General features: G+C 70.3%; 23 protein-coding genes. 16 read left to right on the top strand and 7 right to left on the bottom strand.

Annotated features, from left to right (window positions below):
* Positions 1 to 221: 221 nt before the first annotated feature.
* Positions 222 to 1,124, bottom strand: coding sequence for an RNA polymerase sigma factor SigF (locus tag GWK25_RS37325; protein ID WP_215457863.1), 903 nt, complete (start codon positions 1,122 to 1,124; stop codon positions 222 to 224).
* A 247-nt stretch (positions 1,125 to 1,371) separates the two neighbouring features.
* On the opposite strand from GWK25_RS37325, the gene GWK25_RS37320 reads away from it, so the two are divergent.
* The 5 genes from GWK25_RS37320 (at position 1,372) to GWK25_RS37300 (ending at position 5,200) form a co-directional block, all read left to right on the top strand.
* Positions 1,372 to 1,740: an STAS domain-containing protein gene (locus GWK25_RS37320; RefSeq protein WP_215455887.1), complete on the top strand. Its 369-nt coding sequence runs from the start codon at positions 1,372 to 1,374 to the stop codon at positions 1,738 to 1,740.
* Between the two features lie 402 nt (positions 1,741 to 2,142).
* Entirely contained in the window at positions 2,143 to 2,658 is a 516-nt protein-coding gene (locus GWK25_RS37315; RefSeq protein WP_215455886.1) for an ATP-binding protein, read from the top strand.
* A 140-nt stretch (positions 2,659 to 2,798) separates the two neighbouring features.
* The gene (locus GWK25_RS37310) at positions 2,799 to 3,563 is read left to right on the top strand and encodes an LPXTG cell wall anchor domain-containing protein (RefSeq protein ID WP_215455885.1); all 765 of its coding nucleotides are present in this window, start codon (positions 2,799 to 2,801) and stop codon (positions 3,561 to 3,563) included.
* A 12-nt stretch (positions 3,564 to 3,575) separates the two neighbouring features.
* Positions 3,576 to 4,700 (top strand): hypothetical protein, encoded by a 1,125-nt coding sequence (locus GWK25_RS37305; RefSeq protein WP_374200665.1) that lies wholly within the window; start codon positions 3,576 to 3,578, stop codon positions 4,698 to 4,700.
* A gap of 137 nt (positions 4,701 to 4,837) precedes the next feature.
* A complete protein-coding gene (locus GWK25_RS37300; protein WP_215455884.1) occupies positions 4,838 to 5,200 on the top strand; it encodes a hypothetical protein in 363 nt (120 codons plus the stop codon).
* 87 nt (positions 5,201 to 5,287) lie between these two features.
* Here the strand turns inward: GWK25_RS37300 and GWK25_RS37295 are convergent, their stop codons facing one another.
* A complete protein-coding gene (locus GWK25_RS37295) occupies positions 5,288 to 6,793 on the bottom strand; it encodes a peptide MFS transporter (protein ID WP_215455883.1) in 1,506 nt (501 codons plus the stop codon).
* Between the two features lie 478 nt (positions 6,794 to 7,271).
* Here GWK25_RS37295 and GWK25_RS37290 point away from each other — a divergent pair, with 478 nt between their 5' ends.
* Both GWK25_RS37290 and GWK25_RS37285 read left to right on the top strand, forming a co-directional pair.
* The gene (locus tag GWK25_RS37290) at positions 7,272 to 7,949 is read left to right on the top strand and encodes a response regulator transcription factor (protein ID WP_215455882.1); all 678 of its coding nucleotides are present in this window, start codon (positions 7,272 to 7,274) and stop codon (positions 7,947 to 7,949) included.
* 230 nt (positions 7,950 to 8,179) lie between these two features.
* Positions 8,180 to 9,448 carry an ATP-binding protein gene (locus tag GWK25_RS37285; protein WP_215455881.1) on the top strand — a complete coding sequence of 423 codons (1,269 nt, stop codon included), beginning with the start codon at positions 8,180 to 8,182 and terminating at the stop codon, positions 9,446 to 9,448.
* 150 nt (positions 9,449 to 9,598) lie between these two features.
* Here GWK25_RS37285 and GWK25_RS37280 read toward each other — a convergent pair whose 3' ends face one another.
* Positions 9,599 to 10,141 carry a GtrA family protein gene (locus GWK25_RS37280; RefSeq protein WP_215455880.1) on the bottom strand — a complete coding sequence of 181 codons (543 nt, stop codon included), beginning with the start codon at positions 10,139 to 10,141 and terminating at the stop codon, positions 9,599 to 9,601.
* A gap of 273 nt (positions 10,142 to 10,414) precedes the next feature.
* On the opposite strand from GWK25_RS37280, the gene GWK25_RS37275 reads away from it, so the two are divergent.
* From GWK25_RS37275 to GWK25_RS37260, 4 genes are all read left to right on the top strand, one after another.
* Positions 10,415 to 11,575 carry a 5-(carboxyamino)imidazole ribonucleotide synthase gene (locus tag GWK25_RS37275; protein WP_215455879.1) on the top strand — a complete coding sequence of 387 codons (1,161 nt, stop codon included), beginning with the start codon at positions 10,415 to 10,417 and terminating at the stop codon, positions 11,573 to 11,575.
* Positions 11,572 to 12,105 (top strand): 5-(carboxyamino)imidazole ribonucleotide mutase, encoded by a 534-nt coding sequence (gene purE, locus GWK25_RS37270; RefSeq protein WP_215455878.1) that lies wholly within the window; start codon positions 11,572 to 11,574, stop codon positions 12,103 to 12,105. Before GWK25_RS37275 ends, purE begins: the two co-directional genes overlap by 4 nt.
* A gap of 36 nt (positions 12,106 to 12,141) precedes the next feature.
* Entirely contained in the window at positions 12,142 to 13,320 is a 1,179-nt protein-coding gene (locus tag GWK25_RS37265; protein WP_215455877.1) for a dipeptidase, read from the top strand.
* Between the two features lie 150 nt (positions 13,321 to 13,470).
* Positions 13,471 to 14,784, top strand: coding sequence for a dipeptidase (locus tag GWK25_RS37260; protein WP_251829213.1), 1,314 nt, complete (start codon positions 13,471 to 13,473; stop codon positions 14,782 to 14,784).
* A 139-nt stretch (positions 14,785 to 14,923) separates the two neighbouring features.
* Here the strand turns inward: GWK25_RS37260 and GWK25_RS37255 are convergent, their stop codons facing one another.
* Positions 14,924 to 15,286, bottom strand: a complete 363-nt coding sequence (locus GWK25_RS37255) for a VOC family protein (protein WP_215455876.1) — start codon at positions 15,284 to 15,286, stop codon at positions 14,924 to 14,926.
* 109 nt (positions 15,287 to 15,395) lie between these two features.
* Between GWK25_RS37255 and GWK25_RS37250 the strand changes: the two genes are divergently transcribed.
* Positions 15,396 to 15,902 (top strand): CGNR zinc finger domain-containing protein, encoded by a 507-nt coding sequence (locus GWK25_RS37250; protein ID WP_215455875.1) that lies wholly within the window; start codon positions 15,396 to 15,398, stop codon positions 15,900 to 15,902.
* Between the two features lie 132 nt (positions 15,903 to 16,034).
* Here the strand turns inward: GWK25_RS37250 and GWK25_RS37245 are convergent, their stop codons facing one another.
* Positions 16,035 to 17,378, bottom strand: coding sequence for a UDP-glucose/GDP-mannose dehydrogenase family protein (locus GWK25_RS37245; protein WP_215455874.1), 1,344 nt, complete (start codon positions 17,376 to 17,378; stop codon positions 16,035 to 16,037).
* 222 nt (positions 17,379 to 17,600) lie between these two features.
* Here GWK25_RS37245 and GWK25_RS37240 point away from each other — a divergent pair, with 222 nt between their 5' ends.
* From GWK25_RS37240 to GWK25_RS37225, 4 genes are all read left to right on the top strand, one after another.
* Positions 17,601 to 18,758 carry an acyl-CoA dehydrogenase gene (locus GWK25_RS37240; RefSeq protein ID WP_286014573.1) on the top strand — a complete coding sequence of 386 codons (1,158 nt, stop codon included), beginning with the start codon at positions 17,601 to 17,603 and terminating at the stop codon, positions 18,756 to 18,758.
* Positions 18,759 to 18,922: 164 nt separating this feature from the next.
* A complete protein-coding gene (locus GWK25_RS37235) occupies positions 18,923 to 19,267 on the top strand; it encodes a helix-turn-helix transcriptional regulator (RefSeq protein ID WP_215455873.1) in 345 nt (114 codons plus the stop codon).
* Between the two features lie 4 nt (positions 19,268 to 19,271).
* A complete protein-coding gene (locus tag GWK25_RS37230) occupies positions 19,272 to 19,709 on the top strand; it encodes an SRPBCC domain-containing protein (protein WP_215455872.1) in 438 nt (145 codons plus the stop codon).
* Positions 19,710 to 20,026: 317 nt separating this feature from the next.
* A complete protein-coding gene (locus tag GWK25_RS37225) occupies positions 20,027 to 20,392 on the top strand; it encodes a four-helix bundle copper-binding protein (RefSeq protein ID WP_215455871.1) in 366 nt (121 codons plus the stop codon).
* Positions 20,393 to 20,462: 70 nt separating this feature from the next.
* Here the strand turns inward: GWK25_RS37225 and GWK25_RS37220 are convergent, their stop codons facing one another.
* Together GWK25_RS37220 and GWK25_RS37215 are read right to left on the bottom strand one after the other, a co-directional pair.
* The gene (locus GWK25_RS37220; RefSeq protein ID WP_215455870.1) at positions 20,463 to 21,740 is read right to left on the bottom strand and encodes an LCP family protein; all 1,278 of its coding nucleotides are present in this window, start codon (positions 21,738 to 21,740) and stop codon (positions 20,463 to 20,465) included.
* A gap of 162 nt (positions 21,741 to 21,902) precedes the next feature.
* A complete protein-coding gene (locus GWK25_RS37215; RefSeq protein ID WP_215457859.1) occupies positions 21,903 to 23,267 on the bottom strand; it encodes an LCP family protein in 1,365 nt (454 codons plus the stop codon).
* Positions 23,268 to 23,338 lie beyond the last annotated feature (71 nt).

Here is a 23,338-nt window from a genome sequence, read left to right as displayed (position 1 = left end):
TCCTCGCACCCCCGTGGCCACCCGTCGGCTTCCGGCATACCGAACAGTCTGGCGCGTGACCATAGTGGCTGAAGGTGAACCGAAGGGAAGGGGTTTCTTGCGGTAAGGGGGTGAGAGGGGGTGAGACAGGGGTCGGGCCGGGAACGGTTCGGCCGGGTACGTCAGGAGTGTCGCAACTCCCGCCGTACCCGGCCGACTTCGATCTCCGTCGCGACGGACGGTCACTCCTCCAGCGTCAGCCCCTTGCGCAGACGCACCAGCGTGCGCGACAGCAATCGGGACACGTGCATCTGGGAGATGCCCAGTTCGTCCCCGATCTCGGACTGTGTCATGCCGGCCACGAACCGCAGCGACAGGATCTTCCGGTCGCGCGGCGGCAGTTCGGCGATCAGCGGCTTCAGGGACTCGACGTACTCGATGCCTTCGAGGCCATGGTCCTCGTAGCCGATCCGGTCCGCCAGGGCGCCCTCGGAGTCGTCCTCCTCGGGCTGGGCGTCCAGTGACGAGGCGGTGTACGCGTTGGACGCCGCCATGCCTTCGACGACCTCGTCGTTCGTCAGCCCGAGGCGCTCCGCCAGCTCTCCCACCGTCGGAGCGCGATCGAGCTTCTGAGCGAGCTCGTCACCGGCCTTGGCCAGGTCGAGCCGGAGCTCCTGGAGTCTGCGCGGCACCCGCACGGACCAACTCGTGTCGCGGAAGAAGCGCTTGATCTCGCCGACGATCGTCGGCATCGCGAACGTCGGGAACTCGACGCCCCTGCTCAGTTCGAAGCGGTCGATCGCCTTGATGAGCCCGATCGTGCCGACCTGGATGATGTCCTCCATGGGTTCGCTGCGCGAGCGGAACCGGGAGGCGGCGAACTTCACCAGCGCCAGGTTGAGTTCGACCAGGGTGTTGCGGACGTACGAGTACTCGTACGTGCCTTCCTCAAGGGATTCGAGCCGCTCGAAGAGGGTCTTGGACAGGGCTCGTGCGTCCACCGGTCCCACCTCGTCGTACGGGGGGATCTCCGGGAGGTCGGCGAGCGCGTCGCCCGGATGGTGGGCGAGGTCGTCCTGCGTCTCTTCCGGGGCGGATGCCGACGTCGCCCTCTGGGTATGCGATTCGTCGAGCCGGGGTGACATGATGTCCTCCATCGTTCTCGGCATATGGCCGCCGATGCCAATACGTGCACTGCGGTGTGCGGCGCCTCCAAAGCCGGCCGTGTCGATTGGTGTCACTACTAGCCCTACCCGGTTTCCCGAGGTCGTCGCAAGTGCCTCCTGTGGCGAAATGTCCCTTTGTGGGCGATTGTTCGGGTGTCGGGGAGTGTGGAGAAGGCGTAGTGTTCGAGAGCGAGTCAGCAGTCACGACGGTCGGGAGAGAGACGGCATGGACCGTGGGACGGTCGGCAGCGCACAGTCGGGCCGACTACGGGTCGAGGTGCGGGAAGAGGGCCCCAGCGCCGTCGTGACCCCGGCGGGTGAGCTCGATCACCACACCGCCGATCTGTTGCGTGAGCCACTCGAGAGCTGCCTGGACAAGGGGTTCGCCCGTCTGGTGGTGGACTGTTCACGCCTGGAGTTCTGCGACTCCACCGGGCTCAACGTCCTGCTGGGCGTTCGACTCCGGGCGGAGGCGGCGGGCGGCGGCGTCCATCTGGCGGGCATGCTCCCGGCGGTGGCGCGGGTCTTCGAGATCACCGGGGCGGACGCGGTGTTCACCGTCCACGACAACCTCGAGGCCGCCCTGGGTGACTAGGGCCGCCGACCGGTCCGCCCGTGACCTCCGTCACGGGTGCCGTCGACCGTGAGGGTCGACGGCGGCGGGTCGGCGGCCTCCGCCGCTCATGCGTTCCGGGGCGCCCTCGGGTGTCGCACCCCTGTCGTCGGGTTATTCGCGTCACAGGTTCTGTGCCGAAAACGTGGGTGTTCTGACGGTTCGCTCGGGCAGGAGACATCCTGAACGCGTCGGTGGTGACCCGGATACGACCGGGTCCCGGCCCGGCGGCACGGGTGCACCGCGAGGTGTGACGGAAGTACGGATGGCGCAACGGATGACTGCAGAGAACGGCATGCACCGCGGGTCTTCGTCCCGCACCCTTGATAAGTCCTGTGACAAGTCCTGAATCGTGAACTGGTGAATCGGTGAGGTGAAGCGCTGATGAGCACCACCCGGCCGTTCTCGCCGGGCGACCGCGGCCCGGAACCGGGTGCCGGCGGCGCTTCCGGGGTGCCGGGCGGAGACCCGCCCGAGGCCGCTGCCGCGAGCCGGCTTCCCCGTCGACTCGGCTTCGACGGCGAGAGCGGCGTGGTGCCGCTCGCCCGTGACTTCACCCGCCAGGCGCTGTACGCGTGGGGGTGGCTGCCGGCGGCGACCGCGGACCAGCGGGCCGCGGCCGAGGACGTGTTGCTGGTCGTCTCCGAACTGGTCACCAACGCCTGCCTGCACGCCGGGGGTCCCGCCGAACTGCGCATCGGGTGCGACAACAAGGTGCTGCGCATCGAGGTGTCCGACCGGGGGACGGGCAGCCCGGCGCCGCGCACACCGCACCGGGCCGGACGGCCGGGCGGACACGGGATGTTCATCGTGCAGCGGCTCTGCCTGGACTGGGGAGTCGTACGGGCCCCCGGGGCGGCCGGGAAGACGGTGTGGGCGGAGCTGGGCGCACCCGCGTAGCCGCGCCCTTTTTCTTGTGAACCGCGGGCGGCCGTGGAGGTCCGCGCCGAAGCCGTCGACACACATCCGACACTTGCGCGTGTCTTCCTTCTCCAAGGCCCCCGGCGTACCTTGAGCCGCCGATCTGATGTTCCGTCAGAATGTGGGGTGCCGAGGTGTCGTACCGGACGTACCAGAAACGAACCGCCGCGCTCGCGACCCTCGCGGCCCTGGCCGGCTCGGCGGTGCTGATGGCCGCCCCGATGGCCCGTGCCGAGGTCGTGGACGTCGAGTACAACTGCAAGACGCCGATCGGGGACAAGTCCGCGGTGTCGCCGATCGACATCAAGGGCGTCGAGAGCGGCGACGGCTACAAGATCACGATGTCGTGGCAGAAGGGTGTCTCGTCCAGCCCGGTCGAGCTGGGCAAGGGCGCGATGACGCCGAGCGCCACCATCGAACTGGGCGGTGCGGAGAGCGGCACGCTCACGGTGACGGGGCCGGCGAACCAGGAGGCGATCCCGGCCAACGTCCCGATCAAGATCAACGACCTGAGCGGCACGTACACCCCGAAGGAGACCGGCAAGGTCGAGTTCACGGCGGGTGTGCTCACCATCAAGGCCCTCGGCACGGTGACCACCTGCACGCCGGGCAACGACCCCGGGCCGTCGCTGACCCTCGACGTCACCGCCGCGGGCGGTTCCGGGGGCGGGTCCGACACGGGTGGCTCGGGCGGGTCGAGTACCACGGGCGGTACGGGCAGTACGGGTGGTTCCGATGGTTCGGGTGGATCGGGAGGCGAGTTGCCGCAGACCGGGCCCCTGGACTCGGCGGTGGCCCTCGGCACGCTCGGCGGCACGGTGCTGCTCGCGGGCACGGCAGGCGTGCTGTGGGTGACGCGCAGGAACCAGGCGGTACGTCGCTGACGGGAGCCGAACGTGACGAGAAGGCGGCGGATCCCGACGTCGTGCGTACGGGTGCCCACGGTGGTGGTGCTCGCCCTCGCCCTGGGGCTTGTGGCACCCCTCGTGGACGGCCCCGCACCGGCCCGGGCGGCCGCGGGAGAGCAGACCGTGAAGCTGTCCAAGTCGGAGGCGGGGACCGGTGGTTCGGTCACCGTGACCGGCGGTGGCTGGCGGCCGAAGGCGATCCTGATGGTGCTGATCTGCGGTCGGTCGACGCCGTCGAGGGGTGTGCCCGGGGGCACGGACTCCTGTGCCAACGCCGACGGACGCGCCGTCACCGTCGACGACAAGGGCGCGTTCCGCCGGGAGTTGCCGGTGGCGGAGCCCCCGGTGCCGTGCCCGTGCGTCGTGCACGTCTCCACCATCACCGGCCCCAAGTCCGAGGCCGACGCGGCGTTCCGGGTCGCGGGGCACTCGGTCGAGCCGCTGCCGCGGGAGGCGGCCGGCGGACGGCTGTCCCTGCTGACGGACGGCCGACTGACGGGCTCCAGCGGCCTGTTGACCTGGTTCGGGGCGCCGCCCGCCCGTGAACTGGTTCTCACCGTCGGCAACGTCGGCACCTCCCCGGTGAAGGACCCGGTGTTCCAGGTGGGTACCTCCCACGGCGTGTTCGCGCCGCGCTGGGAGGAACAGCGGTGGCGCGGCACGGTCCGGCCGGGCGGCGAGGCCCGCATCACCCTGCCCGTCGACCTCGCGGCCGGGGCCCACGGCGACTACACCGTCTCCCTCAAGTACGGCGGGAGGGTCCTCACCGAGCAGACGTGGAGCGTGGGCCGCCCCTGGGGCGTCACCCTCTTCTGGCTGATGCTCTGCCTCGTCGTGCCCGCCGCGCTGTTCCGGATCGGCATGGCGGTGGTGGACCGGCTACGCCCTGCCCACATGTCCCTCGACGCGAAGCGACGGACACCTCGCACACCCCGACTCCCCACTTGGTTTCCCACCCCGGGCCCCACCACCGCCGCCCACGCCCAGCCCCGTACCCCGCCACCCTCCCCACGCACGACATCCGCGCCCCTGCCGTGGTTCACCTCCGATACGGACACACAGACGGAGGCTTCGGAGGCCGCGGCGGGCCGAACCCGAAAGGGTGACACCTGAACGTGCTGCGGCAGCCCTGAACCCTCGGGATTCCCAGGGCACGCAGACGATCGAGGCAACGGGCTGTCCGTCGGGAGAACAGGCCGGTGGTAGTGGTGGTGCCATCCGTTGCCGAGTGGCGTGCGAAAGAGGAACGAATGATCCGGGTGAAGCGGGCAGCGGCCGGGACGTGTGCGGCCGTACTCATGATGGCGGGCCTGTACCTGTCCACGGCGGGGCCCGCTGAGGCCGCGCCGGTCAGGTACAAGTGCAAGGCGTACTTCCAACTGGACAAGCTGGGGCGGCCCGAAGCTTATTCCGAATGCTGGAGGAGTCGTAGGGGCAAGGCGCTGAACCAGCACCGCGCCAAGATCGTCTGCGAACAGGTGCAAGGAGCCCGGGAACACGTGGTTCAGTGGACGCTGTACGGCGACTGGGCTGCGCCGAAGAAGACGTCCACCGTGCGCTGCGGCTTCAAGAACTTCCTGATGGGCGGCGGAGTGGAGACGCGGAGGAAGTAGCCCTCATGAACGGCTCGTGCGTGTGATGCGTCGCGGGCCCGGCACGTCTCGTTTCCTGGCGAGCCGGGCCCCGCGAAGGCGTCGACGTCAGCGGACGTCGCCCATCAGCCGCTTGACCTTGCCGCGGTACAGGAACAGTGCGGCACCGGCGATCGCCGCCAGCGTGGCCTCGACGGCGACGAAGCCGCTCCGATCGAGGTTGACGCCGCCGACGGCCGGGTTGGAGAGCAGCGCGGTGACGGAGTCGCCCGCGGTGACCGCGAGGAACCAGACTCCCATCATCTGGGAGGCGTACTTCGCCGGTGCCATCTTCGTGGTGACCGACAGACCCACCGGGGAGAGCGTCAGCTCACCGAGGGTCTGGACGAAGTAGATCGCGGCGATCCACGACGCGGCGGCCTTCTGCCCATCCCCGGCGATCGCCAGCGGGGCGAGGAAGAGGAAGAAGGACGCACCGATCAGCAGCAGCGCTGTGGCGAACTTGGCGATCGTGCTGGGCTCCTGGCCCCGCCGGTTCAGCCACACCCACAACCAGGCGAAGACGGGCGCCGCCGCCATGATCATGACCGGGTTGAGGGACTGGTACCACGAGACCGGGAACTCCCAGCCGAGCACAGTGTTGTCGGCCGACTCCTTGGCGAAGATCGCCAGGGTCGAGGCACCCTGGTCGTAGATCATCCAGAAGACCGCAGCGGCGACGAAGAACCAGATGAACGCCGACATCTTGGACTGCTCGACGGAGTCCAGGGCACGGTCCCGCTTGATGCGGGCGATGACCCAGATCGGGATGATCAGGCCGATCACCGTGAGCGGGATGATCGCCCAGTTGAGGGTGTAGAGGCCGGCGAAGCCCACGACGGCGTAGAAGATCACCGGGACGGCCAGCCACAGCAGACCCTTGCGCAGGATGGCCGACTTCTCCTCGGCCGACATCGGCGTCGGGACGATCTCGCTGCGCTCGCTCAAATGGCGGCTGCCGATCAGGAACTGCGCCAGACCCAGTCCCATGCCGAGCGCGGCCAGAGCGAACCCGAGGTGCCAGTTCACCTTCTCGCCGACGGTGCCGATGAGCAGCGGCGCGGCGAAGGCGCCCGCGTTGATGCCGATGTAGAAGAGGGTGAAGCCGCCGTCCCGGCGCGGGTCGTTGGGGCCGTCGTAGAGGTGGCCGACCATCGTCGAGATGTTGGCCTTCAGCAGGCCCGAGCCGATCGCGACGAGCGCCAGGCCGATGTAGAAGGTGCCGGCCGACGGCAGGGCCAGCGTCAGATGTCCCGCCATGATGACCAGGCCCGCGAGGGCCACCGCCCTGCGAGGGCCGAGGAAGCGGTCCGCGACCCATCCGCCGGGCAGGGTGAGCAAATACACCAGTGACGCGTACACCGAGCCGATGGTGATCGCGGTCGCCGCACCGAGGTTCAGGCCGCTGGAGGCCACCAGGTACAGCGGGAGGAGTGCCTTCATTCCGTAGTAGGAGAATCGCTCCCACATCTCGGTCATGAAGAGTGTGGCCAGTCCGCGGGGGTGGCCGAAGAAGGTGCCCTCGGTGCCCGGGGTTCCCCGGCCGGCCGAGTCCTTCGTCAGGCTGGACGCCATGGTTGTTCCTTGCAGTTCGGGACGGCGCACGTGGGGGCGCGCCCACAGGTGGTTCCGCACACAAAAGAGACCTTCAGCGCGTATATGCCGCCAAAGGTCCCCACGTGTAGCTACAGGCGTTCCGTCACCATACGTCAGGAGGATGCAGGAACCGGAAGGGCTTGAGAGCCGGATCACAGGTAAGAAGGCCCTGGTGATCGCATATTCGAAGGTCGATGGGGGGTTCGGGTCGTGTGGGCGCAGGAAGCGGGCCCACAGGGCGCGGCGCGGCCACGCCCTGTTCACCGGACCGGCGCTGCATCCCCGCCGGACCCGGCCGCCATCTCCACGCGGCGACGTGGATCTTCACCGGTGACGGACGAAACGCCCAGCGCAGTGGATCATGCCCCGGGAGAGTAAGAGAACCGTTGGACAAAGGTGTGAATCGTGCTTGCCGATCACCCTCCACCTGCGGTTCTCGGCGGACTACCATCACCCCATGACCCGTGTACTGCTCGCCGAGGACGACGCGTCCATCTCGGAGCCGCTGGCCCGCGCACTGCGCCGGGAGGGGTACGAGGTGGAGGTCCGCGAGGACGGCCCCACCGCGCTGGACGCCGGAATGCAGGGTGGCGTCGACCTGGTCGTCCTCGACCTGGGGCTGCCCGGCATGGACGGCCTGGAGGTGGCCCGACGGCTGCGGGCCGAGGGCCACACCGTGCCGATCCTCATCCTGACCGCGCGCGCGGACGAGGTGGACACCGTCGTGGGCCTCGACGCGGGCGCCGACGACTACGTCACCAAGCCCTTCCGCCTCGCCGAGCTGCTCGCCCGCGTCCGGGCCCTGCTGCGGCGTGGCTCGGCGGAGCCGGCGCAGCCGCCCGCCACCCATGGCGTGCGGATCGACGTCGAGTCCCACCGGGCGTGGATGGGGGAGGAGGAACTCCAGCTCACGGCCAAGGAGTTCGACCTGCTGCGGGTGCTGGTGCGCGACGCCGGCCGGGTCGTGACCCGCGACCAGCTGATGCGCGAGGTCTGGGACACGACCTGGTGGTCCTCGACGAAGACCCTCGACATGCACATCTCCTGGCTGCGCAAGAAGCTGGGCGACGACGCGGCGAACCCGCGGTACATCGCGACGGTGCGCGGGGTCGGCTTCCGGTTCGAGAAGAACTGACCGCCGCCGAGGGCTGAGCCGGGCGCCCCAGGCTCGCGGTGCGAGGGAGCCGGGCGCATCATGGCTCCCGGTGCGGGTCGTGGGGCGGCCGCGGGTACGTCGTGGCTGGCCGCGCAGTTCTCCGCGTCCCTGACGGGGCTTCGCACCCGGCACCGGCCCCCGCTCCGCGGCGGGCTCCGGGTGCCGCACAATCAGAGGTCCAGGAACACCCGCCCGCCCGGAGGGCAACCGTGCGTCGCCGTCTCATCCAGTCCACCCTCGCCGTGGTCCTCGTAGTCATCGCCGTCTTCGGCGTATCCCTGGTCATCGTCGAGACCCGGACGATCAGCAACAGCGCCGAGGAACGCGTGGAGTCCGAGGCGGTCCAGCTGACGAGCATCGTGGACAGCCGGATCATCGGCGACGAGAGGATCACCGCCGAGGTCCTCCGGGACCAGGTCGGCGACGAGCGCTACGCCCGTATCGAGATTCCCGGCCAGTCCACGATCGAGATCGGCGAGAAGCCCGTCGGCGACGTCATCAGCTACAAGGCCAAGGGCGAGAAGGACGAGGTCGTCACGGTCGAGGAGTCCCGGTCGGCGGTCAGCCGCGAGGTCGGCCGGACACTGCTGATCATCGCGGCCGTCGCCCTGCTGGCCGTCATCGCGGCCGTCCTCCTCGCCGTACGCCAGGCCAACCGCCTCGCCTCCCCCCTCACCGACCTCGCCGAGACCGCCGAACGGCTCGGCTCCGGCGACCCGCGCCCCCGCCACAAGCGCTACGGCGTCCCCGAGCTGGACCGGGTCGCCGACGTGCTGGACGCCTCCGCCGAGCGCATCGGCCGCATGCTGACCGCCGAGCGGCGGCTCGCCGCCGACGCGTCCCACCAGCTGCGCACACCGCTGACCGCGCTGTCGATGCGGCTGGAGGAGATCACCCTCACCGACGACATCGACACGGTGAAGGAGGAGGCGCACATCGCGCTCACCCAGGTCGAGCGGCTCACGGACGTCGTGGAACGGCTCCTGACCAACTCCCGCGACCCCCGCAACGGCTCCGCCGTCTCCTTCGAGCTCGACGAGGTCATCAAGCAGCAGCTGGAGGAGTGGCGGCCGGCCTACCGCAGCGCCGGGCGGGCCGTCGTCAGCTCCGGCAAGCGGCACCTCCAGGCCGTGGGCACGCCCGGCGCGGTCGCGCAGGTGCTGGCCGCGCTGATCGAGAACTCGCTGATGCACGGGGGCGGCACGGTGGCGCTGCGCACTCGTGTCACCGGGAACCAGGCCGTGATCGAGGTCACCGACGAGGGCCCCGGCGTACCGGCCGACCTCGGCGCGCGGATCTTCGAGCGGGCGATCAGCGGACGCAACTCGACGGGCATCGGGCTGGCCGTCGCACGCGACCTCGCCGAGGCCGACGGCGGCCGCCTGGAGATGCTCCAGGCGCAGCCGCCGGTCTTCGGACTGTTCCTGTCGCGCACGCCGGTGCGGACGCCTGCCCGCGAGGACCGGCCCGTTCGGTAGCCCGGCGGCCACATGGCTCCCGGAGGTCGGTGCGGAGGTACGCGGGTGCGCCGTGGCCTTCCGGGGCGTAGGACGGCGGCTGCGGGCCGGTGGGGCTTCTCGCGCAGTTCCTCGCGCCCTGAGAGGCGCGGCCCGCGCCCGCTCCGGTTCTCAGCGGCGCTTGCCCGCGACCGTCCGTGGGTGGGCGGATTCCGCTTCCAGGAACGATTCCGCGTCGGCCACCGTCTCGCGGGCCGGGAGGGCCCGGAACACCCAGCTGCGGTACGACCAGAACCGGAAGAGGGTCGCGACGCCGATGCCGAGGAACTTGAAGATGTTGGACTGCAGGGGGCTGTCCCAGCCGAAGCCGTACGTGGCCGTGTAGAGGACGCCGTTCTCGATGACCAGGCCGACCGCGCTGAACAGCAGGAACAGTGTCAGTTCCCGGGTGCGGCCGCTCTTGTCGCGGTCCCGGTACGTGAAGTACCGGAAGCCCACGTAGTTGAACGCGATGGCGACGACCGTGGCGATGACGCTGGCCCGGACCACCTGGAGCTCGGTGGTGTGCCGCACGAGGTTGAAGACCCCGAGGTTCACCAGGAGCCCCGCACCGCCCACCGCGCCGAACTTGGCGACCTCACGGACCAGCAGGTCGAGTCGGCGGCGCAGAGCGCCACGGGGCCTCGTATCGAACCCCGTGCTGGTACTTCCCATCGTGTGCGGCCCCCGTCGCTCGGTTCCGGTCGGCGTCGTGCCGGTGGTCAGCCGGGTCGCTGTCCCGTCCGAAAAGATCTGGACGAACGGAAAAGAATTGATCTTCCGTCGATATCCACTGGTTCAGCCATGCTAACCAGCGGCCCCGGACCCTGCCTGTGCAGAACCTCACAGCCCGGACACCGAGGAGGTCCGGGGCCGGTTCCGGGGGGAAATGCACGGGGATATCGGGCACCCGGGAGTGGCCGATTCCGTGGCCGATACCCTGGGGGCGTGACGTTCCCGGTAGTCGGCATGGTCGGCGGTGGCCAGCTCGCTCGTATGACACACGAGGCGGGCATCCCGCTCGGCATCAGGTTCAAGCTCCTCAGTGACACCCCTCAGGATTCCGCGGCGCAGGTCGTCGGTGATGTCGTCATCGGCGACTACCGCGACCTGGACACGCTGCGTGCGTTCGCGCAGGGCTGCGACGTGATCACCTTCGATCACGAACACGTACCCACCGAGCATCTACGGGCACTGGAGGCGGACGGCATCCCCGTGCGCCCCGGCCCGGAGGCGCTCCAGCACGCCCAGGACAAGGGGGTGATGCGGGCCAAGCTCGTCGAGATCGGGGTGCCCTGCCCACGGCACCGCATCGTCGCCGACCCCGCCGACGTGGCCGCGTTCGCCGCCGAGGGGCTCCCCGAGGGCGCAGAGGGCGACGGGTTTCCGGTCATCCTCAAGACCGTCCGCGGCGGCTACGACGGCAAGGGCGTGTGGGTCGTCCGCTCGGTCGAGGACGCCGCCGAGCCCTTCCGCGCCGGCGTCCCGGTCCTCGCGGAGGAGAAGGTCGACTTCGTCCGGGAGCTGGCCGCCAATGTCGTACGGTCGCCGCACGGCCAGGCCGTCGCCTACCCGGTGGTGGAATCGCGGCAGGTCGACGGCGTCTGCGACACCGTGATCGCCCCGGCGCCCGACCTGGACGAGGCGCTCGCCCTGCGCGCCGAGGAGATGGCCCTGCGCATCGCCAAGGAACTGGACGTGGTCGGCCACCTGGCGGTCGAGCTGTTCCAGACCCGCGACGGCCGCATCCTCGTCAACGAGCTGGCGATGCGCCCCCACAACTCCGGTCACTGGAGCCAGGACGGCGCGATCACCTCGCAGTTCGCCAACCACGTACGGGCCGTCCTCGACCTCCCGCTCGGCGACCCGCGCCCCCGCGCCCGGTGGACCGTCATGGTCAACGTCCTCGGCGGCGACTACCCGGACATGTACTCGGCGTACCTGCACTGCATGGCCCGCGACCCGCGGCTCAAGATCCACATGTACGGAAAGGACGTGAAGCCCGGCCGTAAGGTCGGTCACGTCAACACCTACGGCGACGACCTCGACGACGTGCTGGAGCGCGCCCGTCACGCCGCCGGATACCTGAGAGGCACGATCACCGAATGAGCCCTGTGAGCCCCGTCGTAGGCATTGTCATGGGGTCGGACTCCGACTGGCCCGTCATGGAGGCCGCCGCGCAAGCCCTCGACGAGTTCGAGATCGCGTACGAGGTCGACGTCGTCTCGGCGCACCGGATGCCGCGCGAGATGATCGCGTACGGCGAGGAGGCCGCGGACCGGGGCATCAAGGTGATCATCGCGGGTGCGGGCGGTGCCGCCCATCTGCCCGGCATGCTCGCGTCCGTGACCCCGCTGCCGGTCATCGGCGTGCCGGTGCCGCTGAAGTACCTCGACGGCATGGACTCCCTGCTGTCGATCGTGCAGATGCCGGCCGGTGTGCCCGTCGCGACGGTCTCCGTCGCCGGCGCCCGCAACGCCGGCCTGCTGGCCGCGCGCATCCTCGCCGCGCACGACGAGGAACTCCTCGGCCGTATGCGGGAGTTCCAGCAGGAGCTGAACGACCAGGCGACCGAGAAGGGCAAGCGCCTGCGCACCAAGGTCGAGGGAGCGGGCAGCGGCTTCGGCTTCGGGAAGTAGACGTAACGACATGACGGGGACACGGGGGAGACGACCATGACATCGCTGGAGGCGGCCCGGGAGCTGCTGCGGGAGTTCCCGGTCGCGGACGGGCACAACGACCTGCCCTGGGCGCTGCGTGAGCAGGTCGGCTACGACCTGGACGCGCGGGACATCACCGGTGACCAGAGCGCCTTCCTCCACACCGACCTGGCGCGGCTGCGCGCGGGCGGGGTGGGGGCGCAGTTCTGGTCGGTGTACGTCCCCTCCGACCGGCCGGGCGCCGTCACCGCGACCCTCGAACAGATCGACTGCGTACGGCGGTTGCTCGACCGTCACCCCGCGGAGCTGCGGGCCGCGCTGACCGCAGCCGAGATGGAGTCGGCCCGCGCCGAGGGCCGCATCGCCTCCCTGATGGGCGCCGAGGGCGGGCACTCCATCGACAACAGCCTCGGCACGCTGCGGGTGCTGTACGCCCTCGGTGTCCGCTACATGACGCTCACCCACAACCACAACATCGCCTGGGCGGACTCCGCGACGGACGAGGCGGCCGTCGGCGGCCTCACCGACTTCGGCCGCGCGGTGGTGCGGGAGATGAACCGCGAGGGGATGCTCGTCGACCTCTCGCACGTGGCCGCGACGACGATGCGGGACGCGCTCGACGCGTCCGTCGCCCCGGTGATCTTCTCCCACTCCTCCTCGCGGGCCGTCTGCGACCACCCCCGCAACATCCCGGACGACGTCCTGGAGCGGCTCCCGGCCAACGGGGGAGTGGCGATGGTGACGTTCGTCCCGAAGTTCGTGCTCCAGGCCGCCGTCGACTGGACGGCCGCCGCCGACGAGAACATGCGGGTCCACGGTCTGCACCACCTCGAGACCACCCCCGAGGCGATGGCGGTCCACCGCGCCTTCGAGGAGCAGAACCCCCGCCCGGTCGCCACGGTGGCCACGGTCGCGGACCATCTGGACCACATGCGCGAGGTCGCCGGCATCGACCACCTCGGCATCGGCGGCGACTACGACGGCACCGCCTTCACCCCGGACGGCCTGGGCGACGTCTCCTGCTACCCGAACCTGATCGCCGAGTTGCTCGACCGGGGCTGGTCGCGGACCGACCTGGCCAAGCTGACCTGGCGGAACGCGGTCCGGGTGCTGGGCGCGGCGGAGGACGTGGCCCGGGACCTCCAGGCCCGCACGAGCCCGTCCCACGCGACGCTGGAACAGCTGGACGGGTGACGCCGGGCGCCGCGCGGGCCTCACCCGGGTGGCGTAGTGGCGGCCCCGTGACGGCCGTTCAACCCGAACGCCCCACCCACCAGGAAGGCGGGCGGCCTCCGTGCCACGGTGACGAGTACTGCGATCACCCAACGGCTACGGAGGTTTGCCATGGCAGATCTGCAGGACGAACTGCAAGCCGCCGGGGAGGCCGGCGAACTCGACACGCCTCCCGCCCCCACCCGCGCCGATCCCGCGCGCGAACGCGACCGGCGCCCACCGGTGGCGGAGCCGATACCCCCCGGCGCCGACGGCCACCCCGACGACGGCGAGGCGGACGACGTCCGCCCCCACGGTGCGACCGACGTCCGGCGCGGTGGAGCGGATGACGTCCGGCGCGGTGGAGCGGACGTCCCCGGGGCCGCCGACGGCGAAGCCGTCGTGGTGGCCGGACCCGCCGCATCCCCGTCCTCGCCCTCCTCGGAGCTGGCCGAGGCGGACGCCTTCCTCGACGCGCACCCCGTCGCCGACGGCTACAGCGGACTGCCGTGGGTGCTGCGTCAGCTGCCCCGGTACGACCTGGAACTGGGCGAGGGCGGCGTGGACACCGACGTGCCGCGCATGCGCAAGGGGCACATCGGCGCGCTGTTCTGGTCGCTGCACCTCCCGGAGGGCCTCGAAGGCGAGCGGGCCGTGGGAGCCACGCTGGAGCAGCTGGACCTGGTCAGGACGGTCGTCGACGCCCACCCCGAGGGCCTGCGGCTCACGTACAGCGCCGGCGAGACCACCGACGCCCGCAACTGCGGTCGGGTGGCCGTCCTGCTGGGCCCCGCCGGAGCCCCGGCGATCGGCGACTCCCTCGCCATCCTGCGCTCCCTGCACGCGCTCGGCCTCAAGGCCCTCACTCTCGCCGGAGCCTCCTGGGCGGGCGAGTCCGGGCTGAGCAGGTTCGGTGAGGAGGTGGTCCGCGAGATGAACCGCCTCGGCGTCCTCGCCGACCTCTCCGGGGCCTGTGAGGAGACGGTCCGCCGGGCGCTCGCGGTCTCCCGCGCCCCGGTGGTGTGCACCCGCTCGGCGGCCGCCGCGCTGCGGTCCCACCCGGCCAACCTCCCCGACGACCTCCTCGCCGCGCTGGGCGAGGCACGGGGCCTGTGCATGGTGCCGCTCACCGCCGAGCAGACCGGCCCCTCGGTCCGCGACGTCGCCGACCACCTCGACCACGTCCGCGCGATCGCCGGCCCCGAGTGCGTCGGCCTCTCCGGCACCTACGACTCCGGTGCCGCCCACCCGCGGGACCTCACCGACGCCTCGTGCTACCCCCGCCTCGTCGCCGAACTCATGCACCGGGGCTGGCCCGAACCCGACCTCGCCCTCCTCACCTGGGGCAACGTCCAACGCGTCCTGCGCACCGCCGACTTCACCGCGAGGGCGGCACGCGACCGCCGGGAAGCCTCGACGGCGAGGATCGCGGAACTGGACGGCTGACGAGAGCGCGCGCCCCTGAAAAGGGGCGCAGCCCTCTTTTCAGGGGCGCGGGGAACTGCGCGACAAGCCACGTACGACCCGCAGCCGCCGAACACACCCCGCGCCCCTTCCCCTACCGCGAACTCGGCAACAGCGGAGCTCAGGCGCGGCAAAGGCAGAACGGATGCCCCGCCGGATCCGCGTACACCCGGAACCCCCGCTCACGGTCCGCCGCGTCCAGTACCGTCGCCCCCAGCGCCAGCACCTCCTTCTCCGCGGCGTCCATGTCCTCCACGTTCAGGTCGAGATGGAACTGCTGCGACCGCTCCGCCGAGGGCCACTCGGGCGCCACGAACCCCGGCGCCTTCTGGAACGCCAGCCGCGCACCCCCGCCCGGCACCTCCAGATCCACCCAGTCACCCTCTCCGCTGATCTTCCCGCCGACCACCTCGGCGTAGAACCCGGCGAGGGCGGCCGGGTCGGGACAGTCCAGAACGACGACATCCAGCGTGGCGATGGCCATGGCCTTCTCCTTAGTTCGTTCTCTACCTCATCCGAACTTCAGTTACCTGAAGAGGAGAGTAACCAGTAACGGTTACCTCATGCATCCCCTTAAGAGGTAACCTCGCGGCATGAGTGAGAGAGCGTCCGCCCCCGGCGCCCTGGCTCTCGTCGAGAGCCTGGTCAACACGCTGGACCTGGAGACGGGCGCCGACAGCCTGGAGACCCCGGAGGCGCGCGCCGGCCTGGGTTTGGCGGCGGACGAGGACCTCACGGCCGTGCGCGAGCTGCGGGAGTCCCTCCGCGCGACCCTGCTGGCCCACGCCGGTCACGTCCCGCACCGGACGGTGACCCCGCTCGGCACCCTGCTGGCCGCGGCACCGCTCGTCGTCGCGGTCTCCGCGGAGGACGGCTCGGCGAGCCTGCGCCCGGCCGCCGAACCGGCCCCCCTGCTCTCCCGCGTGGCCGCGGCCGTCGCCGAGGCCCTCACGGCGGGCACCTGGCAACGCCTCAAGGCCTGCCAGGCCCCCGACTGCCACTGGGCGTACTACGACCGCAGCCCGGCCGGCCGCGGCCGCTGGTGCTCGATGCAGGTGTGCGGCGCCCGTGCGAAGATGCGCCGCTACCGAGCGAAGTAAGCGCTTCGCCCCCGCAGGGCGCCGGAACGTGGACAATAGGAAAAGACGCCGTTCCGGCCGACTGAGCCTCGGCCGGAACGGCGTCACCCTCCGCTGCCCTGCGCGGGGGCCGGGACCCCCGCCCACGTGGCCCTACGCGGTCGGCCGCCCCATCGCCCGGTACGTCCACCCCGCCCGGCGCCACAGCTCCGGGTCCAGCGCGTTGCGGCCGTCCAGCACGAGCCGGGTCGATGCGACCTCGCCCAGCGCCGCCGGGTCCAGCTCGCGGAACTCGCTCCACTCGGTCAGGTGCAGCACGATGTCGGCGCCCCGTACGGCGTCCAGCGCGGTGTCGGCGTACCCGAGCGTCGGGAAGAGCCGCCGCGCGTTGTCCATGCCCTTGGGGTCGTAGACGGTGACCTGGCCGCCCTGGAGGTGGATCTGCCCGGCCACGTTGAGGGCGGGGGAGTCGCGTACGTCGTCGGAGTCCGGCTTGAAGGTGGCGCCGAGGACACCGACCCGCTTGCCGAGGAAGGACCCGCCGCCCAGCGCCTGCCGGGCCAGCTCCACCATCTGGCCGCGCTGGCGCATGTTGATGGAGTCGATCTCCCGCAGGAACGTCAGGGCCTGGTCGGCGCCCAGCTCACCGGCGCGCGCCATGAACGCCCGGATGTCCTTGGGCAGACAGCCGCCGCCGAAGCCGATGCCGGCCCGCAGGAACTTCTTCCCGATCCGGTCGTCGTGCCCGATGGCCTCCGCCAGCTTGGCGACGTCGCCCCCGGCGGCCTCGCACACCTCGGCCATGGCGTTGATGAAGGAGATCTTGGTGGCGAGGAAGGAGTTCGCGGAGGTCTTCACCAGCTCGGCGGTCGGGAAGTCGGTGACGACGAAGGGCGATCCCTCCTCGATCGGCGTCGCGTACACCTCGCGCAGCAGCTTCTCGGCCTTCTCGCTGCGCACACCCACCACGATCCGGTCAGGGTGCAGCGTGTCGTTCACGGCGAAGCCCTCGCGCAGGAACTCCGGGTTCCAGGCCAGCTCGGCGTCCTCCCCGGCGGGCGCGTGCTCGGCGAGATACGCGGCCAGCCGGTCGGCGGACCCCACCGGCACCGTCGACTTGCCGACGACCAGGGCCGGGCCCGTCAGATGGGGGGCGAGCGAGGCGAAGGCCGCGTCGACGTAGGACATGTCGCAGGCGTACTCGCCGTGCCGCTGCGGGGTGTTGACGCAGACGAAGTGGATGTCGCCGAAGGCCGCGACCTCCGCGTAGTCGGTCGTGAAGCGCAGCCGCCCGCTGGATCCCTCGATCCCGGCGACATGCCTGCGCAGCAGCTCCTCCAGGCCCGGCTCGTACATCGGGACCTCACCGCGCCGGAGCATGTCGATCTTCTCTTCGACGACATCGAGCCCGAGTACCTCGAACCCCAGCTCGGCCATGGCCGCGGCGTGCGTCGCGCCGAGATAGCCGGTGCCGATCACGGTGATCTTGAGGGCCATGGGTGCTCCTGGGATGTCCGGCCGAGGGGGCGTGCACGTCCGCACAGCCGCGTGCGGGCGTGCACGTGAGCATAGTCGGGGCGTGTTCGAGTCCTTGACCGGGCAGATTCCCCGGGGGCCGAGCCCGTCGCCCCTGTCGTCAAACTCACGTACCAGTGGCGTGGCCAGACCTTTAAAATTTGAGTTACTTAACGGTAGTTAGCGTCAGGAGCGTGAGAGACCTTGGCCGGATCGGCTGATTTCGACCTGTACCGCCCGTCCGAGGAGCACGACATGCTCCGTGACGCGATCCGTTCCCTCGCCGAGGCGAAGATCGCGCCCTACGCCGCCGCCGTGGACGAGGAGGCCCGCTTCCCGCAGGAGGCCCTGGACGCGCTGGTGGCCAACGACCTGCACGCCGTGCACGTGCCCGAGGAGTACGGCGGCGCCGGCGCCGACGCGCTCGCCACGGTCATCGTGATCGAGGAGGTGGCCCGCGCCTGTGTGTCCTCCTCCCTCATCCCGGCCGTCAACAAGCTCGGCTCGCTGCCCGTGATCCTCTCCGGCTCCGATGAGCTGAAGAAGAAGTACCTGGGCCCGCTCGCCAAGGGCGACGCGATGTTCTCGTACTGCCTCTCCGAGCCTGACGCGGGCTCGGACGCGGCCGGGATGAAGACCCGGGCGGTCCGCGACGGCGACCACTGGATCCTCAACGGCGTCAAGCGCTGGATCACCAACGCCGGCGTCTCCGAGTACTACACGGTCATGGCCGTCACGGACCCGGACAAGCGCTCCAAGGGGATCTCCGCCTTCGTCGTCGAGAAGTCCGACGAGGGTGTCTCCTTCGGCGCCCCGGAGAAGAAGCTCGGCATCAAGGGCTCCCCGACCCGCGAGGTCTACCTCGACAACGTCCGCATCCCCGCCGACCGCATCATCGGCGAGGAGGGCACCGGCTTCGCCACGGCGATGAAGACCCTGGACCACACCCGCATCACCATCGCCGCCCAGGCCCTCGGCGTCGCCCAGGGCGCCCTCGACTACGCCAAGGGCTACGTCCAGGAGCGCAAGCAGTTCGGCAAGCCGATCGCCGACTTCCAGGGCATCCAGTTCATGCTCGCCGACATGGCCATGAAGATCGAGGCCGCCCGCGCGCTGACCTACCAGGCCGCCGCCAAGTCCGAGCGCGGCGACAAGGACCTCACCTTCCAGGGCGCCGCCGCCAAGTGCTTCGCCTCCGACGTCGCCATGGAGGTCACCACGGACGCCGTCCAGCTCCTCGGCGGCTACGGCTACACCCGTGACTACCCGGTCGAGCGCATGATGCGCGACGCCAAGATCACGCAGATTTACGAGGGCACGAACCAGGTGCAGCGGATCGTGATGGCAAGGAACCTTCCCTAGCGGGTTCTTCCGGGTCAGGTGCGGATGCGGGCTGACAAACGGCCGATGACCCGCGCGAACGACGCAGCCCCCGGCGTACTGCCGGGGGCTGTTCCCGTACGCCGATCAGCACCTCCCTAATGTATGCCCTTGACGTTATATAACGCTAGGTGCATATTGAGGGTGTGTCCCTGCCTTTCGATGCGCTGGCCGACCCCATGCGGCGGCGGATGCTCGGGCTGCTGCTCGGGCGTCCCCGTCTCGTGGGTGAGATCGCCCATGAGCTGGAGATGAGCCAGCCTCGGGTGTCCAAACACCTGCGGGTGCTGCGTGAAGCCGGGCTGGTCACGGTGCGGGCGGAAGCGCAGCGTCGCTGGTACGAGCTCCGCCCTGAGCCGTTGGCCGACCTCGACTCCTGGCTCGCTCCGTACCGTCGGCTCTGGACGGAACGCCTGGATGCGCTCGAAGAGCACCTGGGCAGGATGCCCGACGTCCCCGAGGAGCCGTGTCAGGCGGCTGAGGAGCAGTGAAGAGATGAGCGCGACCAGGACCATCACTGTCGACGGCCGACCTGCCCTGCGATTCGAACGTCATCTGAAGCACAGCCGGGAGAAAGTCTGGTCGGCCGTCACCGACCCCCGCCATCTGAGCCAGTGGTACCCGATGCGGGTGACGGAGCTGGAGCCCAGGGTCGGCGGTCGGATTGCCCTCGACGATGGCGAGGGCACGGTCTACACGGCCACCGTCACGCACTTCGAGCCGCTGCGGCTGTTCGCCTTCGACGAGCACGCCCCGGACGGCGAGAAGCGCGAGCACGACGACCACCTCAGGATCGAGCTGCGCGACGAAGACTCCGGTTGCCTGCTGGTGTTCACGCATGTCCTGGCCGACCCCTCGATCGCCGACAGCGCCTCCGGAGGCTGGGAGGCATGTCTGGACGAGCTCGCGGCGAGGCTCGAAACGACCTGGTAGTGCTTCGTCACGCTGGGTGGTCTCGGTTTTTCGTGGGCGACTTCCCGAGGTGAGGTTGGGGGAAGTGGAGCGGCTCCGGAGTGAGTTGGCGGGTTCGTTGCCGATGGCCGGCGTGCACGGTCGTTGCGCGCCTTCGTAACCCCTCCGGCGCATTCCGTGCTCGGCCCCCGGCGCCCGCCGAAGGCCGTTGTCGTACGGGGCCGGTGGGGCGGACTGTTTCCGTCCGTCCGATGGCGGTCGGGGGCGGGGAGGCGTAGGACGGAAGTGCGCGGGGTCCGGCCCCGGATCCCGTTCTCCCACCACCCCCAGGAGGAGCCATGACGCAGCAGGCCGGGAACATGACCGCGATGAGCAAGGAGATGCAGGACTGCGTCAACGCCTGCATGACGTGCCACAGCGTGTGCGAGGAGACCATGAGCTCCTGCATGCAGGCCGGCGGTCAGGCCCAGATGCAGATCATGCGCGCCCTGATGGACTGCGCCGAGATGACCCGTATGTGCGCGGACATGATGATGCGCCGCTCGCCGCTGTCCGCCGAGATGTGCGCGATGTGCGCCCGCGCCTGTGACATGTGCGCCGAGGCGTGTATGTCCATGCCGGACGATCAGCAGATGATGCGCTGTGCCGAGGCGTGTCGCCGCTGCTCCGAGATGTGCCGGACGATGGCGGGCGCGACCGCCTGAACACCACCGCACGACCGAGGGGCACCCCCCCGACAGCGGGTGGTGCCCCTCGGTCACGCGATCCGCCGGGTCAGTTGCCCGACACCGTCACCGTCTCGTCGTTCTTCAACTGCTCCACCAGCTGCTTCACCTTCGCGGTGTCCCACTGGAGGTTGCCGTTGGCGGAGTTGCCGGAGATCGGCATGTTCATCGACTTGCCGTCGCCGCCCGTCACGCCCTTCATCGCCCAGAACATGTCGGCCAGGTCGAACAGGCTCATGTCCTCGTCGACGATCAGGGTGTCCAGACCCGCGCTCATCGTCGGGTACAGCTTGAAGGGGTTGAGCACCGTGCTCGGCGTCGCCGTCTGGCTGGCGAGGGCCGCGAGGAACTTCTGCTGGTTCTTCGTACGGTCCAGGTCGCTGCCCGCGAGGGCGTAGCGGGTCCGGACGAACGCGAGGGCCTGCTCGCCGTTGAGGGTCTGCTTGCCCGCCTCGAAGTCGGCACCGGACTTGGTGTCCTTCATGCCGCCCTTCGGGATCTCGATCTCGACCCCGCCGACCGCGTCGACGATGTTCGCGAAGCCCGCGAAACCGATCTCCACGTAGTGGTCGATGCGCAGTCCCGTGTTGGCCTCGACGGTACGCACGAGCAGCTCGGGCCCGTCCTCCGCGTACGCCGCGTTCAGCTTCACCTGACGGCCGGTGCCCTTGTAGGTCTTGCCGGACTCCGAGCCCACGAACGACGGTATCTCCACGTTCGAGTCACGGGGCAGCGAGATCAGGGTGGGGCCGTTCGAGCCGGTGTGCAGGATCATCATCGAGTCCGTGCGCTTGCCCTCTGCGGACCCGGTGTGGAGCTCCTTCTTCTGCTCGTCGGACAGGCCCGCGCGGCTGTCGGAACCGACGATCAGGTAGTTGGTGCCCTCGCCCTCGGCCGGCCGGTCGATGACCTTGGAGAGGTCGACCTCGCGGTTCAGCTTGGAGTCGGCCCAGAAGTAGGTGCCGATCGTCGTGGCGAGCAGTACGACGGTGACCGTGATCGCGGTCAGCTTGATGCGGCGCCCCCAGTTCGGCGTGCCACGCTCGCCCCGGCCGCCGCCGTGGCCGCCGCCCCCCACGCCGCCGGCGCCGTAGACCTGGCCGGTGTTGTAGTCGCTGTTGTAGCCGCCGCCGTACTGCTGCTGGTCGGGGCCGCTGTTGCCGTAGCCGTCACCGTACGAGTCGCCGTACGAGGGCTGCTGGGGCACGCCACCCTGAGGGGGTGCCGACGGGCCGCGACGGACCTGGCGCATCACGCGCGGTCCCTCGGGCTGGGCGTAGTCGCCGCCGCGGTTGTTGCCGGACCATCCCTCGGGCCAATCGTTCATGCGCCCCAGTGTGCCGGGTCGCCCTGTGGGCTTTACAAGGGTCGATGAAAAACAAAGGCGAGGCTGTTGCGAAGCCGACACAAATTGCACGGTTTTGTAGGGGCCGGGGCGCCTGTTGAGCTGGGGGGAGCGGTTTGAGGGCGGGTGCGGGTCGTGTGTGGCTTACGGGGCGCACGTCACCTGGTCGCCGTGCACCACGCCCGACTCGCCGCGCTCCGGGTCCTCGGCGCGTACCTTGCGGACGCCCTTGAAGTCCGTGCCGGCGACCACCTTCATGACCGGGCCCTGGGCGCGGACCGGGCGGAGCTGCGAGCCGGGGAGGGCGGCCGCGAGGGAGCGGGCGGAACGGTCCCAGCGGGGGTCGTGGAAGACCAGGGTGCGGGTGGCGTTCGGCTGCGCGGCGTTGACCGGGGATTTCGTGGTGCGGAAGCCGGTGGCGGCCAGCTGACGGTCGACCTTCTTGCCGAGGCCCGGGACGGCGGTGCCGTTCTCCACCTGCACGCGGATCTGCTGCGGGGCCACGTCGACGAGCGCGTACGAGCCGCGCGCCTTGTAGGGCGCGAGGGGGCGGTCGTCGCGCAGGGCGTCGAAGAGCCGCGCGGCCTTGGCGTCGTCCCACTTCAGGGTCGAGCCGACGCCCTCCACGGCGTACCCCATGCGCCCGATGGGCACGGTGGTGAATTCGGAGGAGGCCGGGGAGAGGTTCCGCATCGCGCGGCCGAGGTCGATCAGCTCACCGGTGCCGAACTCCTTGTCGGCGCGGACGGAACCGAGGACGGCCTGGGTGATGTCGCGGAACTTCATCGGGTTGAGCAGCACCCCGGAGGAGGTGGCCTGGGACATCAGGGACGCCATGAACCGCTGCTGGCGCTTCATGCGGCCCAGGTCGGAGGAGCCGTCGGCGTGCCGGGAACGGACGTACTGGAGGGCCTCGCCGCCGTCCAGCTCATGGGTGCCCGCGTCCAGGTCGAGGCCGGTGTAGGAGTCCTTGAGGGGACGGGTGGTGCAGATCTCGACGCCGCCGAGGACGTCGACGGTCCGCATGAAGCTGGTGAAGTCGACCTCGACGTAGTGGTCGATCTTCACCCTGGTCATGTGCTCGACCGTGCGCACGGTCAGCTGCGGCCCGCCTTCCGCGTAGGCCGCGTTCAGCTTGATCGGGTGGGAGCGTGAGACCTTGCCGGTGGCGCGGTCGGTGTGCTCGGGCGTCTCGGCGTACGAGTCGCGCGGCAGGCTCACGACGCTCGCGCGCTCCCTGTCCTCCGAGATGTGCACGATCATCATCGTGTCCGTGCAGTGGCAGGGGGCCCCGCCCAGCCGGTACCTGCGCCGCTCCTCCTCGCTGATCCGGTCGCGGCCGTCGGTGCCGACCAGCAGCACGTTCATGCCGTGGCCCGCCTCGGGGCGGTTCTTCATGTCCTTGAAGGCGTCCACCCGCTTGATCTCGCCGTCCAGGCGGGTCACCACCGCGTGCCCGATGCCCGCGGCGGCCAGCACCACCACCGAGAGCGTGGTCACCGCCCGCATGGCCCAGCCCCGCCGCCGGGGGCGCGCGGGGGGCCGGGGCTGCTGCGGACGGGCAGGACGGCGGGGCGGTG

Origin of the sequence: Streptomyces sp. ATCC 21386, from assembly GCF_018728545.1 — a bacterium.
In the GTDB taxonomy this organism is placed as follows: Bacteria; Actinomycetota; Actinomycetes; order Streptomycetales; family Streptomycetaceae; genus Streptomyces.
The sequence above is the reverse complement of the archived record's forward strand: the minus strand, read 5'-3'. Positions and strand labels throughout refer to the sequence as shown.

What these genes read in the sequence shown, in the direction of transcription:
- GWK25_RS37225 (WP_215455871.1), top strand. Translation starts at nt 20,027, where the DNA reads ATGACGCAGCAGGCCGGGAACATGACCGCGATGAGCAAGGAGATGCAG.
- GWK25_RS37280 (WP_215455880.1), bottom strand. Translation starts at nt 10,141, where the DNA reads ATGGGAAGTACCAGCACGGGGTTCGATACGAGGCCCCGTGGCGCTCTG.
- GWK25_RS37295 (WP_215455883.1), bottom strand. Translation starts at nt 6,793, where the DNA reads ATGGCGTCCAGCCTGACGAAGGACTCGGCCGGCCGGGGAACCCCGGGC.
- GWK25_RS37290 (WP_215455882.1), top strand. Translation starts at nt 7,272, where the DNA reads ATGACCCGTGTACTGCTCGCCGAGGACGACGCGTCCATCTCGGAGCCG.
- purE (WP_215455878.1), top strand. Translation starts at nt 11,572, where the DNA reads ATGAGCCCTGTGAGCCCCGTCGTAGGCATTGTCATGGGGTCGGACTCC.
- GWK25_RS37260 (WP_251829213.1), top strand. Translation starts at nt 13,471, where the DNA reads ATGGCAGATCTGCAGGACGAACTGCAAGCCGCCGGGGAGGCCGGCGAA.
- GWK25_RS37255 (WP_215455876.1), bottom strand. Translation starts at nt 15,286, where the DNA reads ATGGCCATCGCCACGCTGGATGTCGTCGTTCTGGACTGTCCCGACCCG.
- GWK25_RS37265 (WP_215455877.1), top strand. Translation starts at nt 12,142, where the DNA reads ATGACATCGCTGGAGGCGGCCCGGGAGCTGCTGCGGGAGTTCCCGGTC.
- GWK25_RS37325 (WP_215457863.1), bottom strand. Translation starts at nt 1,124, where the DNA reads ATGTCACCCCGGCTCGACGAATCGCATACCCAGAGGGCGACGTCGGCA.
- GWK25_RS37320 (WP_215455887.1), top strand. Translation starts at nt 1,372, where the DNA reads ATGGACCGTGGGACGGTCGGCAGCGCACAGTCGGGCCGACTACGGGTC.
- GWK25_RS37315 (WP_215455886.1), top strand. Translation starts at nt 2,143, where the DNA reads ATGAGCACCACCCGGCCGTTCTCGCCGGGCGACCGCGGCCCGGAACCG.
- GWK25_RS37300 (WP_215455884.1), top strand. Translation starts at nt 4,838, where the DNA reads ATGATCCGGGTGAAGCGGGCAGCGGCCGGGACGTGTGCGGCCGTACTC.
- GWK25_RS37215 (WP_215457859.1), bottom strand. Translation starts at nt 23,267, where the DNA reads ATGCGGGCGGTGACCACGCTCTCGGTGGTGGTGCTGGCCGCCGCGGGC.
- GWK25_RS37230 (WP_215455872.1), top strand. Translation starts at nt 19,272, where the DNA reads ATGAGCGCGACCAGGACCATCACTGTCGACGGCCGACCTGCCCTGCGA.
- GWK25_RS37250 (WP_215455875.1), top strand. Translation starts at nt 15,396, where the DNA reads ATGAGTGAGAGAGCGTCCGCCCCCGGCGCCCTGGCTCTCGTCGAGAGC.
- GWK25_RS37220 (WP_215455870.1), bottom strand. Translation starts at nt 21,740, where the DNA reads ATGAACGATTGGCCCGAGGGATGGTCCGGCAACAACCGCGGCGGCGAC.
- GWK25_RS37245 (WP_215455874.1), bottom strand. Translation starts at nt 17,378, where the DNA reads ATGGCCCTCAAGATCACCGTGATCGGCACCGGCTATCTCGGCGCGACG.
- GWK25_RS37310 (WP_215455885.1), top strand. Translation starts at nt 2,799, where the DNA reads ATGTGGGGTGCCGAGGTGTCGTACCGGACGTACCAGAAACGAACCGCC.